Annotated in this window: 11 protein-coding genes and 1 pseudogene; 6 read left to right on the forward strand and 6 right to left on the reverse strand. The window is 64.6% G+C overall.

Annotated features, from left to right (window positions below; genetic code table 11):
* Window positions 1–118: 118 nt before the first annotated feature.
* From MTX19_RS38475 to MTX19_RS38495, 5 genes are all read right to left on the reverse strand, one after another.
* A complete protein-coding gene (locus MTX19_RS38475; RefSeq protein ID WP_280981813.1) occupies window positions 119–937 on the reverse strand; it encodes a helix-turn-helix domain-containing protein in 819 nt (272 codons plus the stop codon).
* Window positions 938–1,055: 118 nt separating this feature from the next.
* Window positions 1,056–1,712 carry a glutathione S-transferase family protein gene (locus tag MTX19_RS38480; RefSeq protein ID WP_280981814.1) on the reverse strand — a complete coding sequence of 219 codons (657 nt, stop codon included), beginning with the start codon at window positions 1,710–1,712 and terminating at the stop codon, window positions 1,056–1,058.
* A 114-nt stretch (window positions 1,713–1,826) separates the two neighbouring features.
* Window positions 1,827–3,038, reverse strand: a complete 1,212-nt coding sequence (locus tag MTX19_RS38485; RefSeq protein ID WP_280985761.1) for an acyl-CoA dehydrogenase family protein — start codon at window positions 3,036–3,038, stop codon at window positions 1,827–1,829.
* 60 nt (window positions 3,039–3,098) lie between these two features.
* The gene (locus MTX19_RS38490) at window positions 3,099–4,256 is read right to left on the reverse strand and encodes an acyl-CoA dehydrogenase family protein (RefSeq protein ID WP_280981816.1); all 1,158 of its coding nucleotides are present in this window, start codon (window positions 4,254–4,256) and stop codon (window positions 3,099–3,101) included.
* Window positions 4,257–4,456: 200 nt separating this feature from the next.
* Complete coding sequence (locus MTX19_RS38495; protein ID WP_280981817.1) at window positions 4,457–5,593, reverse strand: acyl-CoA dehydrogenase family protein; 1,137 nt, start codon at window positions 5,591–5,593, stop codon at window positions 4,457–4,459.
* Between the two features lie 218 nt (window positions 5,594–5,811).
* On the opposite strand from MTX19_RS38495, the gene MTX19_RS38500 reads away from it, so the two are divergent.
* From MTX19_RS38500 to MTX19_RS38510, 3 genes are all read left to right on the forward strand, one after another.
* Window positions 5,812–7,353 carry a long-chain fatty acid--CoA ligase gene (locus MTX19_RS38500; RefSeq protein ID WP_280981818.1) on the forward strand — a complete coding sequence of 514 codons (1,542 nt, stop codon included), beginning with the start codon at window positions 5,812–5,814 and terminating at the stop codon, window positions 7,351–7,353.
* Between the two features lie 129 nt (window positions 7,354–7,482).
* On the forward strand, window positions 7,483–8,703 hold the full coding sequence (locus MTX19_RS38505; RefSeq protein WP_280981819.1) for an ABC transporter substrate-binding protein: 1,221 nt from the start codon (window positions 7,483–7,485) through the stop codon (window positions 8,701–8,703).
* A gap of 297 nt (window positions 8,704–9,000) precedes the next feature.
* Entirely contained in the window at window positions 9,001–9,711 is a 711-nt protein-coding gene (locus MTX19_RS38510; RefSeq protein ID WP_280981820.1) for a DUF1614 domain-containing protein, read from the forward strand.
* A gap of 34 nt (window positions 9,712–9,745) precedes the next feature.
* Here the strand turns inward: MTX19_RS38510 and MTX19_RS38515 are convergent, their stop codons facing one another.
* The gene (locus MTX19_RS38515; RefSeq protein WP_280981821.1) at window positions 9,746–10,516 is read right to left on the reverse strand and encodes a helix-turn-helix transcriptional regulator; all 771 of its coding nucleotides are present in this window, start codon (window positions 10,514–10,516) and stop codon (window positions 9,746–9,748) included.
* 200 nt (window positions 10,517–10,716) lie between these two features.
* Between MTX19_RS38515 and MTX19_RS38520 the strand changes: the two are divergent.
* From MTX19_RS38520 to MTX19_RS38530, 3 genes and pseudogenes are all read left to right on the forward strand, one after another.
* A pseudogene (locus MTX19_RS38520) lies at window positions 10,717–12,989 on the forward strand (marine proteobacterial sortase target protein).
* A gap of 195 nt (window positions 12,990–13,184) precedes the next feature.
* Window positions 13,185–13,754 (forward strand): class GN sortase, encoded by a 570-nt coding sequence (locus MTX19_RS38525; protein ID WP_280981822.1) that lies wholly within the window; start codon window positions 13,185–13,187, stop codon window positions 13,752–13,754.
* A gap of 171 nt (window positions 13,755–13,925) precedes the next feature.
* A complete protein-coding gene (locus MTX19_RS38530; protein ID WP_280985762.1) occupies window positions 13,926–16,148 on the forward strand; it encodes an acetate--CoA ligase family protein in 2,223 nt (740 codons plus the stop codon).
* Window positions 16,149–16,167 lie beyond the last annotated feature (19 nt).

The following is a 16,167-nucleotide window of genomic DNA, read 5'->3' on the forward strand; positions in this document are numbered from 1 at the left end:
TGAGGGGTTCAGGTCCCTCGATGGACCGCAACCCCTCACCCGGATTGCACCTGCGATGCAATCCGGCCTCTCCCACAAGGGGAGAGGCGGATCTACGCAAGCAGCTGCCGCGCGAGACCTAGGTCAACACCGGTTCGTTCACCGCCTGTCCGGTCCGATAGATCGCGAGATCGCGCGAGCCGGAGAAGATCGCGCGCGGCTTCAGACCATAGAAGCGGCGGATCGAGTGGCTGAAATGGGTCGAGTCGGGATAGCCGATGTCCTGCGCGAGATGCGCGAGGTTGATATCCTGGTTGGCGAAGTGCAGCAGATGCCGCGCGCGCTTCCAGGCGCGGAAGGAGCGGAAGGAGATGCCGGTCTCCTCCTTGAAGAGGTGCAGGAAGCGCGACGGCGATAGCCCCGCCTCGGCCGCACAACCCGCCGCGGTCACCGGCTCGCCGGAAAACTGGCCGATGCGGGCGATCGCGCGCACCACGCGCGGGTCGAGCACGCGTTGCGGCAGCGCATCGCCGAAGCACATGGTGTCGAACTCGGCATTCGAGATCGCGTCGCGATGTTGCATCTCGGCGAGCGTCGCATAGGCGGCCCGGATGCGATTTGCGAACAGGCCGGAGTCCGGGCCTTGCAGGCGGCGGGCGACCGCCTCAAACGTGCCGTCGGGCACGCTTTCCGGCTCGATCACCACCGCGATCGCCGAGCGGTATTCGCTGGTGATGGTGTGGCGCAGGTTTGGCATGGTCACGGCGAGCTCGCCATGGAACTGGCGGCCATCGCTGGTGGACAAATGCAGGCCGTCGCGGATCGCAACATAAACATAGAACGCGCCCGGACAGCGCTCGCGCGGGCGGCCGAGCAGCCCGGCGTAAAACACCCGTTCCGGCGTGATCAGCATCCGGTGGCCGGAATCTTGGTCCTTTGCGTGCACAATGGCATCCATGGCAGGCTCCTCCGCGCGCGGCTCTTTTGGCCACTGCGACGGCGGCTACCATAGCGCAAATTCGCAAGCTGTCACCGAAAGCGTGGGTTAATTCCGGGACAGACGGACGCCCGCCAAATCAGGGCCGCACCCTTGGCGCAACATTCTGTTCCACCCCGGCTTTTTGCTCTGCCGCCACCGCCCGCTTGTAGCCGTCGCGCTGCTGCAGGCGAGCCCAATAGGCCGCGACATTCGGCCCGAAATCCTTGGCGAGCCCGATATTGGTGGCGAGCCTGAGCGCATAGCCGTTGGTGATATCGGCGGCGGTGAAGCGTCCCGCGCAGAGGAATTCCGAATTCGCCGCCGCGGCCTCCACCGCGCGCAGGCGGCCCAGGAACCATTTTGCATAGTCGCCCGAAACCTGCGGGTGGCGCCGCTCCTCCGGCTCGAGCTGGCTGTAGCGGAGCACCAGCGTTTGCGGGAAGGTGAGCGTAGCGTCGGAAAAATACATCCAGTTCAGGAACGCGCCATAGGCCGGCTCGTCGACGCCGACGATCAGCGGCGACGGCCCGTATTTGGTGCCGAGGTAATGGCAGATGCCGGAGGACTCCGTCATCCTGGTCTCGCCGTCGATCATAAAGGGGATGGTGCCGAGCGGATTGATGCCGAGATACTCCTTGGCGAACACACGCGGCGGGAACGGCAGCATCTTCAGCTCATAGGGAAGCCCCAGCTCCTCCAGCATCCACAACGGACGGAACGAGCGCGCAGCGTCGCAGTGATACAGCGTGATCATCAGGCATTTCCCATGTTCTTTGGCCGCGCCACCATGGAGCGCGCGCGAGCCGACTGCAACAACGTCATCGCGCCGCGTTGCAGGATTCCACGACGCGGAGCCGACGAACTCGCTTCATGCATTGCTATGCTTGCGCAGTTCGAGCCTCGCGATCTGGTTGCGATGCACCTCGTCCGGACCGTCGGCAAGACGAAGCAGCCGGGCCGTTGCATAGGCCGCGGCGAGCCCGAAATCGTTGCTGGTGCCGCCGCCACCATGCGCCTGGATGGCCCAGTCGATGACCTGGCAGGCCATGTTGGGGACCGCGACCTTGATCATGGCGATTTCGGCCTTGGCGGCCCGGTTGCCGACGGTGTCCATCATGTGGGCCGCGTTCAGCGTCAACAGCCGCGCCTGCTCGATCATGATGCGCGATTCGGCAATCCGCTCCTGCGTCACCGTCTGTTCCGCGACCGGCTTGCCGAACGCAACCCGGCTTCTGGTCCTGACGCACATCTTCTCCAGAGTGCGCTCGGCGAGCCCGATCAATCGCATGCAATGATGGATGCGGCCCGGTCCGAGGCGCCCCTGCGCGATCTCGAAGCCGCGGCCCTCGCCGAGCAGCATGTTGCTGGCGGGGACGCGTACGTTGGTGAACACGACTTCCGAGGCACGGTCGGGCACGCCATAGAACCCGAACACCGGAAGCGGGCGGAGCACCTCGATGCCGGGCGTATCCATCGGCACCAGGATCATCGACTGCTGGCGATGCCGGTCCGGATTGTGCGGATCGGTCTTGCCCATGAAGATGCAGATTTTGCAACGCGGATCGGTGGCGTTGGTGGTGTACCACTTGCGGCCGTTGATCACGTAGTCGTCGCCGTCGCGCACGATCGAGCTCTCGATATTGGTGGCGTCGCTCGAGGCAACGGCCGGCTCGGTCATGGCGAAGCAGGACCTGATCTCCCCTGCGAGCAGCGGCTTGAGCCAGCGCTCCTGATGCTCCCTGGTGCCATAACGCGCCAGCACTTCCATGTTGCCGGTGTCGGGCGCCGAACAATTGAACAGCTCGGGCGCAAGGTGCGACCGTCCCATGATCTCGCACAACGGTGCGTATTCGAGATTGGTCAGGCCCGCGCCGTGCTCGCTCTCGGGCAGGAACAGATTCCAGAGCCCCTCGTCCCTCGCGATCGTCTTCAGCTCCTCGACGACAGGATAGACCTTCCACGGACCAAGCTCCTCCGCCTCGCGATAGAATCGCGCTTCATTCGGATAGACATGACGATCCATGAACGACTGAAGGCGATGCTTCAGCGCGATGACCTTTTGGCTTTCCTGATAGAGCATGTCTGCTTCCATTCCTGCTTCGACCGGCCGCGCGTTCAGCCTGCCGATCATGTCTGACGGCTATTTCTTCTGGCCCGGCAGCGTACCCATCATCTTGCATAAGACCATGAGCATCACCTCGTCGGCGCCACCGCCGATCGAGGTGAGGCGGCTGTCGCGATAGGCGCGGCTGACCGGCGTCTCGTTGGTGAACCCCATGCCGCCCCAATATTGCAGGCAGGCGTCGGTGAGCTCGCGGCCGAGCCGGCCGGCCTTCAGTTTGGCCATGGTCGCGAGCCGTGTCACGTCCTCGCCCTTAACCAGCGCCTCGCCGGCACGATAGATCAGCGAACGCAGGAGTTCGACCTCGGTCTGCATCTCCGCGAGCTTGAAGTGCACCACCTGGTTGTCGAGGATCGAGCCGCCGAACGCCCTGCGGTTGCGGGTGTAGTCGATCGTTGCGTTGATGATGAACTCGTGCGCCTTCAGGCAGGCCGCCGCGCCCCACAGCCGCTCCTCCTGAAACTGGATCATCTGATAGGTGAAGCCCTGGCCCTCTTCGCCGATCCGGTTGCGCTTGGGCACCCGGACATTGTCGAAGAAAATCTGCGCGGTGTCGGAGGAGCGCATGCCGAGCTTGTCGAGCTTGCGCGCGACCTGCACGCCCTTCGTCTTCATCGGCACGCAGATCAGCGACTTGTTGCGATGGACCTGGCCGTCGCTGGTGTTGGCGAGCAGGCAGATCCAGTCGGCCTGGGTGCCGTTGGTGATCCACAGCTTGCCGCCATTGATGACGTAATCGTCGCCGTCGGAGCGCGCCTGCGTCTTGATCGAGGCGACGTCGGAGCCGGCGCCGGGCTCCGAGACGCCGATGCAGGCGACCTGGTCGCCCGCTATCGCCGGAGCCAGAAACTCGCGCCGCACCTCGTCGGAGCCGAACCGCGCCAGCGCCGGCGTTGCCATGTCGGTCTGCACCCCGATCGCCATCGGCACGCCGCCGCAGGTGATGGCGCCGAGCTCTTCGGCCATCATCAGCGCGTAGGAATAATCCAGCCCCTGGCCGCCGAACTCGACCGGCTTGTTGAGGCCGAGGAAGCCGAGATCGCCGAGCTTCTTGAACAGCTCATGCGCCGGAAAGATACCGGCCTGCTCCCACTCGTCGACATAGGGGTTGATCTCGGCCGCGATGAATTTTTGCAGGGCACGGCGGGGTTCGTCATGGTCGGCGGTGAAGAGCATTGTGTTCTCGCGTTTCCTCGTCGTCTCGCTTTTCACCTCCCCCTGAAAGGGGAGGTCGGCGCGCTCGGCAACGCCGAGCGGGCCGGGTGGGGGCCAAACTGGCAGTCGGACTCGCGGCTTGACCCCCACCCTGCCCTCCCCCTTTCAGGGGGAGGGATCGCAGCCGTCGTCCAACTCGACCACAACCCCTCCAGCTTCGTTCAGAGCCCCATCTGCCGGCTCGCAAGATCCTTCATGATCTCTTCGGTACCCCCGCCGATGGCGTTGACCTTGACCTCGCGGTAGATGCGCTCGACCTTGACGCCGCGCATGAAGCCGGCGCCGCCGAAGATCTGCACCGCCTCGGAGGCGCAGTAAGCCATGGTCTGCGTCGCCTGATTCTTCATCATGCAGATCTCCGCGACCGGGCTTTCGCCCTGGCCGAGCCGCCACGCCAGCATTTCCAGCATCGCCTGCGAGGCCGCGACCCTCTGCGCCATGTCGACGATCTTGTGTCTGATGACCTGATGCAGCGCGATCGGCTTGCCGAAGGTCTTGCGCTCCTTGGCGTAGGCGATCGCCTCGTCGACGCAGACGCGGGCATAGGCCGTGCAGCCCGCCGCCATGCCCATCCGCTCGCTGTTGAAGTTCTGCATGATGATCTTGAAGCCCTGCCCCTCCTCGCCGATCAGGTTCTCGACCGGCACGCGGCATTCGTCGAAATGAAGGGTTGCGGTGTCGGAGGCCCACCAACCCATCTTCTTCAGCTTGGTGCGGGAGAGGCCGGGCGTATCGCCCTCAATCAGCAGCAGGCTGACGCCGCCGGCGCCCTCGCCGCCGGTGCGCACCGCGACCGTCAGATAGTCGGCGCGCATGCCGGAGGTGATGAAGGTCTTCTCGCCGCTGACGATGTAATGATCGCCGTCGCGCCGCGCCCTGGTGCGCAGGTTGGCGACATCGGAGCCGCCGCTCGGCTCGGTGATCGCGAGCGCGGAGATCTTCCGGCCCGACAGCACCTCCGGCAGCACGCGTGCCTTCACCTCGGGCCGCGCGGCGCGCGCGATCGGCGGCGAGCCGATGGTGTGGCTCATCAGGCTCGCGCTAATGCCGCCGGCGCCGGCACGCGCCAGCTCCTGCGAGGCCACGATCTTCATGAACTGGTCGGCGGCGATCCCGCCATATTCCTCGGGGAAGCCGAGGCCGAGCAGCCCGATCTCGGACGCCTTCACATAGAGCTCGCGTGGAAACTCGCCCGCCTCGTCCCATTGATGGGCGAAGGGCTCGATCTCCTTCGCCACAAAGCGGCGCATCACCTCGCGAAAGGCCTCATGCTCGCTGGTGTAGAACGGGTTTGCCATCCGCCTCGCTCCGTTGATTCCCGCATCCGACGATGTCCGGATTTCTCATCGCTAACTTGCGTCGAGTGGCTGTCCAGAGGCGACCGGGGTCCAGGCTGGCTGTTCCCAGCCACTAAACGCAAGACAGTATCCCGATAGGCCCCCTCCACTGCTGATCCATGCCATCGATTGGGCCAGGAACAGGCGGCGCAAGACTGCCGTTCCAGGAGGAGGGAAACGTGCCGGTTCGTTACTACGACTGGATCGCGCATCATTGCCGGCGCACGCCGGACAAGATCGCGATCGTCGATCTCGCCAGCGGGCGCCGCTTCAGCTATGCGGAGCTCGACGCGCGCGTCTCGCGCCTGGCCAGCCATCTGCGCGACAGCCTCAAGGTCGGCAGCGGCGACCGCGTCGCGGTGCTCGCGCTGAACACCACGGATACGCTGGAAGTGCAGTTCGCCTGCTTCCGGATCGGCGCAATCTTCCTGCCGCTCAACACCCGCCTCACCGTTCCCGAGCTGCGTTACATCACAGGCGACGCCTCACCCAAGGTGATGATCCACGACGACGATCTCGCCGACACGGCGCTCGCGGTCGCCAAGCTCTGCAATGTGGCGTCCATGATGCGGTTCGGACCGGGCGGATCGTATGAGGCCGGGATCGCGTCGGCCAGACCGCTCGAGCGGACCGAAGAGGTGATGCTCGATGACATCTCGACCATCATGTACACCTCGGGCACGACCGGTCAGCCCAAGGGCGCGATCATCACGCACGGGATGACGTTCTGGAATTGCGTCAATCTCGGCGGCCCGGCCTATATCTCACCGTCCTCGGTGCTGCTCACGGTGCTGCCGCTGTTCCACACCGGCGGGCTGAATTGCTACACCAACCCGGTGCTGCATGCCGGCGGCACCGTGCTGATCATGCGCACGTTCGATCCGGGCGAGGCGCTCAGGCTGATCAGCGATCCCACCCAGGGCATCAACGTGTTCTTCGGCGTGCCCTCGATCTATCAGTTCATGGCGCAGCATCCGGCCTTCGCGACTTCGGACTTCAGCCGTCTGATCAACGGCGGCGTCGGCGGCGCGCCGATGCCGGTGCCGCTGCTGAAGACCTGGGAAGCCCGCGGCGTCGCGCTGCAGCAGGGCTACGGCATGACCGAGACTTCACCGGCGGTGCTGACGCTCGACCGCGAGGACGCCGCGCGCAAGGCCGGCTCGTCCGGCAAACCGCTGCTGCATACCGAAGTGCGGATCGTGCGTCCCGACGGCAGCGATGCCGATGTCGGCGAGCTTGGCGAGCTCTGGGTGCGGGGCCCTAACGTCACGCCGGGCTACTGGAACAGGCCGGACGCCAACGCCTCCTCCTTCACCGACGGCTGGCTGCACACCGGCGATGCGACGCGGATGGACGAGGACGGCTTCTACTACATCGTCGATCGCTGGAAGGACATGTACATCTCCGGCGGCGAGAACGTTTATCCGGCCGAGGTCGAGAGCGTGCTGCATCAATTGGCGGCCGTCGCCGAAGCCGCGGTGATCGGCATCCCGAATGAGCAATGGGGCGAGGTCGGGATGGCGATCATTGTCGTGAAGCCCGGTCACTCGCTGACACCGGCCGAGGTTCACGCGCATTGTCAGGCCAATCTGGCGCGGTTCAAATGCCCGCGCCTGATCGAATTCATCGACGCTCTGCCGCGGAATGCGACAGGCAAAATTCATAAGCCCACGCTCCGGCAGCAGTTCAACCTGCCGAAGCCGACCGATACTGCGGCATGATCCCGCAAACGTGTGTAGCGTTTTCCTGTTCATGCCGAGACAAGGAGCTGCCCCGTAACCGTCTGCCGGGACCGGCTACGGGTGTGTTGCGTAAGTCCCCAACCAAAATAGATCGAGGAAAATGCCTTTATGACAACCAAGAAACTGTCGCTGCTCGCGGCCGCCACGGCGCTCTGCCTGCTCTCTACCCAGGCCGCTTTCGCACAAAAGAAATACGACACCGGCGTCTCCGACACCGAAATCAAGATCGGCAATGTCGAGGCCTATAGCGGTCCGGCTTCCGCCTACGGCATCATCGGCAAGACCGAGGAAGCCTATTTCAAGATGATCAACGATGCCGGCGGCATCAATGGCCGCAAGATCAACTGGATCTCCTATGACGACGGCTACTCGCCGCCGAAAACGGTGGAGCAGATCCGCAAGCTGATCGAAAGCGACGAGGTGTTCCTGGTGTTCAACGCGCTGGGCACGCCGACCCAGACCGCGGTGCAGAAGTATCAGAACGCCAAGAAGGTGCCGCAACTCTTCCTCGCCACCGGCGCCAGCAAGTGGAATGATCCGAAGGAATTCCCGTGGACGATGGGCTTCCAGCCGAGCTATCGCGTCGAGGCGCGGATCTTTGCGAAATATATTTTGCAGGCCAAGCCGAACGCCAAGGTCGCGATCTTCTATGCCAACGACGATTTCGGCAAGGACTACCTGGCCGGCCTCAAGGAGGTCCTCGACAAGTCGTCTGCCAAGATTATCGCGGAAGAAAGCTATGAGACCACCGAACCGTCGATCGATTCGCACATCGTCAAGCTGAAGGACACCGGCGCCGACGTGTTCGTCAACATCTCGACGCCGAAATTCGCGGCGCAGGCGATCAAGAAGATCGCCGAACTCCAGTGGAAGCCAATGCAGGTGATGACCGACGTCTCGATCTCGATCGGCGCTGTGATGAAGCCCGCCGGTCTCGAGGCTGGTGAAGGCGTGCTGTCGGCCGGCTACCTGAAGGACGCCTCCGACCCGCAATGGAAGGATGATGCGGGCATGAAGAAGTTCATGGCCTTCATCGAGAAGTACATGCCGGGCGCCAACATCTCTGACGCCAACCTAGTCTACGGCTACGCCGCGGCGCAGACCATGGTGCAGGTGCTGAAGCAGTGCGGCGACAATCTCACCCGGGAGAACGTGATGAAGCAGGCGGCGAGCCTGAAGGACTTCACGCCCGACACGCTGATCCCCGGCATCCGGGTCAACACCAGCGCGACCGACTTCGCCCCGATCGAGCAGCTCAAGATGATGCGGTTCAAGAACGGTCAGTGGGAGCTGTTCGGCGACATCATCAGCGCGGAGACCGGCGGCTAGGACGGATCTCACGAGACCGGTGAGACGAACTCGGTGCACCTCTCCCGCTTGCGGGGGAGGTCGGATCGCATCGATAGATGCGATCCGGGTGGGGGCTCCCTCCCACAGAGGGTGTCGATCGTGGAGCCACCCCCACCCCAACCCTCCCCCGCAAGCGGAGAGGGAGCGCCTCTCCTTCGCGTCCGCCATCACCCAATCGCATCATCTCTAGGCGATCGCGGCGTGATGGACGTCCTTGTGATCGCTCCCCGAAACTCCCAACTAACAGGGTAGGGCCGAAACCAAACGGTCATACCGATGGATTCGAACGTTCAGTATTTGCCGCTGACGCCGGGATTCTTTTCGATCCTGGTGTTGCTGGCCGTGGCGCTGGTGATCCTGATCCAGCTTCGCATCCTGAGATACGCCTATATGCGCCTCGGCGTCGGTCCGGGGGTCGCGTTGTTGCTGCTGTTCGGCTCGTTGATCGGCAGCTATTTCAACATTCCGATCACGGTGCTGTCCGGCCCGCCGGTGCGATCCGGTGAGATCGTCGACTTTTTCGGCATGCGCTATGTCGTGCCCTTCGTGGTGTCGCCCAGCACGATCCTCGCCGTGAATGTCGGCGGCGCGGTGATTCCCACCGTGATGTCCACCTACCTCGTCCTTCGCTATCAGCTCTGGCTCAGGGCCGCGATCGCCACCGCCGTCATCGCCTTCATTGTGCATGTCAGCGCCACGCCGGTGCAGGGAATGGGAATCGCCGTTCCCGTGTTCGTTCCCGTCATCGCGACCGCAATCCTCGCCTTGCTGCTGTCCCGCGAATACGCAGCCCCCCTCGCCTATATTGGCGGCTCGATGGGAACGCTGCTCGGCGCCGATCTCTTGAACCTCGACAAGATAGGCAGCCTCGGTGCGCCGATCGCCTCGATCGGCGGAGCCGGCACGTTCGACGGCATTTTTCTGACCGGCATTCTGGCCGTGCTGCTCGCCGGGATCGTCGCACCGCCGAGCCCACGGCCGGCATAGCCTCGCTTCCTCCGACGTCACTCGGCCTGATACTCTATCCAGACAGGAAGATCGCAAACGGCTCGTCGATCGTCCGGCGCAAATGCTCGCGATAGACGTCGTAATTCGGATCGCCGGCCGACACCCGGCCGACGCTCGGATTGGGCACGTTCTTCGCCGGCAGGAACGCGATCGGCGCCGCGATCGGCGTCAGCAGCGAGCCGCGGCCGGCGAGCAATGTCGTGATGATGCCGTACATCTCGCCGGTGATGCGCGGACGCGACACCGTGATCAGGCGATGCTGTCCATGCCGGTTGGTGACCAGATAGACGAAGCCCGACTGATTGGGGACGGCGACCTCGCCGAACTGCGTGTAGGTGGCGTCGAGGCGCTCGCCCTCGCGGAAAGCCAGCGATGACGCCGCGGCGTCCCAGACAATTTCCGTGCGATAGGCGTAGACTGCGTCCTTCTCGCCGAATGACGGGCGCAGCGTGATGTAGATTCCTTCGATCCAGGTGACGGCGCGACGCGCATAAGCCCCCAACGCATCCGGCGCGATCTCGCCGTTCGCTTCGACCGCGGGGGGCGGGAGCGCGGCCTCCGGCAGCTTGCGCAGGGACACGCCGAGCGCCTGTTCGAGCCGCACGGTGGTCGCGAGCGTGAACGGGCGGCGACCGCCGAGCACCTTTTCCAGCGTGGAGAGGCTGAGCTTCGCCTCCTCGGCCAGCGTCTGCCGCGAGATGCGGCGGCGCGCGATTTCCTCGCGAATGGTCTCCGCCACCTGCCGGCTCTGCTCGGCGGAAAGCTGCTTGTCCGGCGTCGGCATCGAAGCCCCTTGCGCGATTCCCTTATCGATTTGCGCAGTCTAGCAGACCGGACAATCCATCACAAAACCGCACGAACCCGCCGCGGCCATCGGCGGACCGCGCCGAACCGCGGCCAATCATTACCGATCATTCTGCTCGCGCCAGAGCCCCCGTTCTCCATGATTGCGAGGCAGCGAAAACCTCGCTCGGAGTGATGAAAATGACGATTTGCGATGTAAGTGAGAGCAGCCAGCGGATGCGGCTGTCGCGCAGGATGCGCATCCTGCTGTTCTTCCTGGTGGAAGGCGTGGCCGCGCTGGTGATCGGCTTTACGGCGCTTTTCCTGAGCTTCGATCCGGTGTGGTCGGCGGAGCAGCCACAGCAGGCCGCGTTGCGGCCGGCCGACGCACGCTCCGGCTCGCTGCTGCTCAAGACCGACGACGGCTATGCGGACGCGGCGCGGCTCGGCATCGATGTCGATCTCACGGTGTCGGGCCCGACGGTGCGCGCCCGCGTTACCCAGCTCTTCCGCAACCCGACACAAAGCTGGATGGAGGCGACCTATGTCTATCCGCTGCCGGCCGGCAGCGCCGTCGACACGCTAAAGATGGTGGTCGGCAACCACGTCGTGGTCGGCGACATCAAGGAGCGGCACAGGCCCGCGCCATCTACGAACAGGCTCGCTCGAGCGGCCAGAAGGCCGCGCTCACCGAACAGGAGCGGCCGAACATCTTCACCAACTCGGTCGCCAATATCGGTCCCGGCGAGACCGTGCTGGTGCAGATCGAATATCAGGAGCCGGTGCAGCAGAACGGCAACGAGTTCTCGCTGCGGGTGCCGATGGTGGTCGGCCCGCGCTACAATCCGCAGCTGGTGGTGCAGAGCGTCGACCTCCGTGCCGATGGCAGCGGCTGGGGCACGACTGCCACCGATCCGGTCCCGGATCGCGACCGCATCTCGCCGCCGGTGCTCGACCCCGCCGACAATGCCCCGATCAATCCGACCAACATCACGGTGCACCTGCAAGCCGGCTTCGCGCTCGACGAGGTGAAGAGCCACTTTCACAAGGTCAACATCGAGAGCCCCGACAGCACCACGCGCATCATCAAACTGGCAGAAGGCCCGGTGCCGGCGGATCGCGACTTCGAGCTGACCTGGAAACCGGCCGCCGAAAAGGCGCCGTCGGTCGGATTGTTCCGCGAGCATGTCGGCAATTCCGACTACCTGCTGGCCTTCGTCACCCCGCCCTCGGTCGAGCAGGCGAGCGAGAAGCCGCTGTCGCGCGAAGTGATCTTCGTGATCGACAACTCCGGCTCGATGGGCGGCACCTCGATCATCCAGGCCAAGGCAAGCCTGCTGTACGCGCTCGGCCGCCTGCAGCCGACCGATCGCTTCAACGTGATCCGCTTCGACGACACCATGGACGTGCTGTTTCCGACGCCGGTGGCCGCAACGAGCGGCAACATCGCCAATGCGACGTCGTTCGTCAGCGCTCTGCAGGCCCGCGGCGGCACCGAGATGTTGCCGGCGATGCGCGCGGCGCTTTCCGACACCAACCGTGACGACGCCAGCTATGTCCGCCAGGTCGTGTTCCTGACCGACGGCGCTGTCGGCAACGAGCAGCAATTGTTCGAGACAGTCAGTGCGCTGCGCGGACGCTCGCGGGTCTTCATGGTCGGCATCGGCTCGGCGCCCAACACCTATCTGATGACGCGCGCCGCCGAGCTCGGCCGCGGCGCCTTCACCCATATCGGTTCGGTCGAGCAGGTCGAGGAGCGCATGCGCAGCCTGTTCGCCAAGCTGGAGAATCCGGCGGTGACCAACCTGTCCGCAAAATTCTCCGAGGCGACCGCCGATCTGACGCCGTCGGCGATCCCGGACGTCTATCGTGACGAACCGCTGGTGCTTGCCGCCAAGCTCGATAAGCTCGCCGGCTCGATCGAGATCAAGGGCCGCATCGGCGACCGCCCGTGGAGCGTGACGCTGCCGCTCGCGAATGCCGCCGAAGGCAAGGGCCTCTCGAAGCTGTGGGCGCGCCGCAAGATCGCGGATGCCGAGGTCGCGCGGACCACGCGCCAGGTGAGCCCTGAGGACGCGGACAAGACGATCCTGGCGCTGGCGCTGGCGCATCAGCTCGTCACGCGGCTCACCAGCCTCGTCGCAGTCGACAAGACGCCGAGCCGTCCCGAGGGCGAACCGCTGAAGCTCGCCGAGCTGCCGCTCAACCTGCCCGCCGGCTGGGACTTCGCCAAGGTGTTCGGCGAGCGTCCGCGTGCACCATTGGCTCCGACCGAACGCCGCGCCGACGCGGGCGATGGCAAGGTACAACTTGCGGCGCTGAAGCGGCCGATGCCGGTCGTGACCACGGCACCCACGATCCAGCTGCCGAAGACCGCGACCGACGCCGAGCTGAAGATGATCGCGGGCGTGATCCTGCTCACGGTCAGCCTGCTCATGCTGGTGTTCAACCGGCGTCAGACGTCGCCCAACTGACGCCGGATGAAAGGAGGAGGTGCCCCCGACCTCCTCTTTCAAAAGCGCGCGCGGCCTCCCACCCGTCCCCAAGGGCCGCGCGCGCCACTTTTACCCAAGCTGTTATTGCGAGCGAAGCGAAGCAATCCATGTCAACGCGCCAGGATAGGATGGATTGCTTCGTCGCTTCGCTCCTCGCAATGACGGGAGCAAGCAATGCCCCGCTTCATCGCCCCCGCAGTCTTCGCCCTCATCGGCCTGATCCTGTTCGGCCAGGGCGCCTACATCCACGCTAAGGCGCTGCTCGCGCAGGTGCTGCTGGAGCGCGCGCTTGCAAGGACGATCGCCACCGGGCATCCCGTGAAGCCGTGGAGCTGGGCCGACACTTGGCCGGTTGCCCGCATCGAGGTGAAGCGCCTTCACGGCTCCGCGATCGCGCTGGCCGGCAGCAGCGGCCAGGCGCTGGCCTTCGGTCCTGGCCACCTCGAGCAGACGGTCGACGCCGGCGAGCGCGGCGTCGCGGTTTATTCCGCGCATCGCGACACCCATTTCCGCTTCCTGAAGGATGTCGCTGTTGGTGACGAGATCGATGTCACAAGAAGCGATGGCAGGACGTTCCGCTATCGGGCCGATCGCACCGCCGTCGTCCGCTTCGACCAGTCCGGCATCGATCCCCTGACGGATCAATATGAGCTGGTGCTGTCGACCTGCTGGCCGTTCGACGCGTTGTCCTCGGGCCCGGAACGCTATCTGCTGCACGCCACCCTGATTGAACCGGGCTCCTGATGCAGTCCATGAATTTTGCGTCTGCCGGGATATCGCATGCGATGCCCTGATTTGCGCTGGCGTGAGTTGCCACGCCCCTCTTCCCTGCGCCATAAGAACAATGAAAAATCCTGGCCGGCGGCGATCGACCGCCGGCCAGAGGAAACAAAGACAAGGATAAGGGCAGGCTCCATGGAAGCTTTCGCAAGCACCGCGTCTCATCCCTCCACCAAATGGACGCCGCCCATTGATGCCAGCGACATCGTCAAGAGCATTCATGCGATGCTGCACCCGCGCAACATCGTGCTGGTTGGCGCCACCGACAAGCCGGGCAATTATGCCGAGCGGATCTGGAACAACCTGATCAAGTACAAATATGCCGGCGGCCTGTTCCCGATCAACGCCAAGCGCGAAACGATCTGGGGCGTCACCTGCTACAAGGACTTTGCCAGCCTCCCCGAAAAGCCTGACCATGTGCTGGTGCTGGTGCCGGCACGCTTTGCGGTGCAGGTCATCCGCGACGCGGCCGCGGCCGGCGCGCGCTCGGCGACCATCGTCACCTCGGGCTTTAGCGAACTACAGGACGAGGAGAGCCAGCGGCTCGCGGTCGAGCTGAAGCAGGCGATCGAGGAGACCGGGCTCGCGGTCACCGGCCCGAACTGCCTCGGTAACCTAAGCGCCGGCGAGAACCTGTTCACCAATATCGACGACCGCATCGTCACCATGGAGCAGGGCCCGGTCGCCGTCGCCGGCCAATCCGGCGCGATCGTGATGGCGATCCGCCAGGCACTGGAGGATCGCGGCGTCGGCGTCGGCTACATGGTCACGACGGGCAACGAATCCGGGCTCGAGACGCCCGACCTGATGGCCTATTTCGCCGCCGATCCGAGCATCCGCGTCATCGTGGTCTATCTCGAAGGCGTCCGGAACACGAAGGTGTTCCGGGACGCCTGCAAGGCGGCGCGCGCCGCGGGCAAGCCGGTGATCGCGCTCAAACTCGGCGCATCCGAAGGCGGCCGGGCCGCTGCGATGGCCCACACCGGCGCACTCGCCGGCTCGATCGAGACATTCGACGCGATCTCGACCCGTGAAGGCGTGATCCGCGTGCGCGGCCTGGACGAGCTGATCGAGACCACGGAGTGCTTCGTCCATGCCGATCCGCCGAAAGGCAATCGCCTCGCGGCGGTGTCGCTGTCGGGCGGCAAGCGCGGCCTGCTGATCGACGCCTTCTATTCCGCCGGCCTGAATTTCGCGCCGCTGGGCCCCAATGCCAGCGAGCAGCTGGCAAAAATGCTCGGCCCCGGCAGCATCGTCGGCAACCCGCTCGATGCCGGCTTTGCCGCGGTGGTCGATCCGTCCGTCTACATGAAGTCGATCAAGATCATGATCGACGATCCCGACACCGATATCGTCATCATCGATGCCGAGCTGCCGAAGGCGCCGCACGAGCTGCGCGAGCGTAACCTTCGCATCGTCAACGAGATGGCGGGCCAGGCCAACAAGCCGGTGATCTATATCAGCGCGATGTCGATCGGCTTCACCGAGTTCACCAAGGGACTGCGCAAGAGCCTGCCCAATATCGCGGTGCTGCAGGGCCTCGACCGCGCAGTCGGCGCCATCAAGTCGCTAATCGACTATGCCGGCCTGCGCAGGGAGGTGCCCGACGTCGTGTCGAGCTCGAAGCCTTCGGCGCGTGCTCTGCTGGAAAAGACGCTGAAGGCCGCCGACGGCGCCGCCGCGCTCGACGAGGTCGCATCGAAGAAGCTGCTCAAGGCCTATGGCATTCCGATCTCGAAGGAAGAGGTCGCGCAGACCGCGGCGGACGCCGTGAAGATCGCCAACACAATCGGCTTTCCGGTGGTCGCAAAGGTGGTCAGCCCTGACATCCTGCACAAGTCCGACATCGGCGGCGTGGTGCTCAACCTGAACAGCGCGGCCGAAGTGAAGAAGGCCTTCAACGACATCACCGCGCGGGTGAAGAAGCTGAAGGGCAAGCCGAAGCTCGAGGGCATTCTGATCGCGCAGCAGGTCAAGGCCGACCTTGAGCTCGTGGTCGGCGCCTCGCTCGATGCCGAGATGGGCCCCGTGGTGCTGTTCGGCACCGGCGGCATCGACATCGAGCTGATGAAGGACGTCGCGCTCGCCGGCGCGCCGCTCGACGCGGCCGAAGCGAAAGAGCTGATCGCGAAGACCAAGGCCGGCGTCAAGCTCAGGGGTTATCGCGGCAAGCCCGCGTTGCACGAAGCATCGGTGGTGAAGGCGCTGGTCGGCCTCTCCAACCTGATGGCGGACGCCGATGGCCGCATCGCCTCGATCGACGTCAATCCCTTCCTGATCAACACCAGGCTCGGCGTCGCCGTCGACGGCCTGATCGTGCTGAACAACGCCGCGGCGAAGAAGGCGGCGGAGCATTGATCATCAAAGATTCGAATCT

This window comes from Bradyrhizobium sp. ISRA464 (assembly GCF_029910095.1).
Lineage (GTDB): Bacteria > Pseudomonadota > Alphaproteobacteria > Rhizobiales > Xanthobacteraceae > Bradyrhizobium.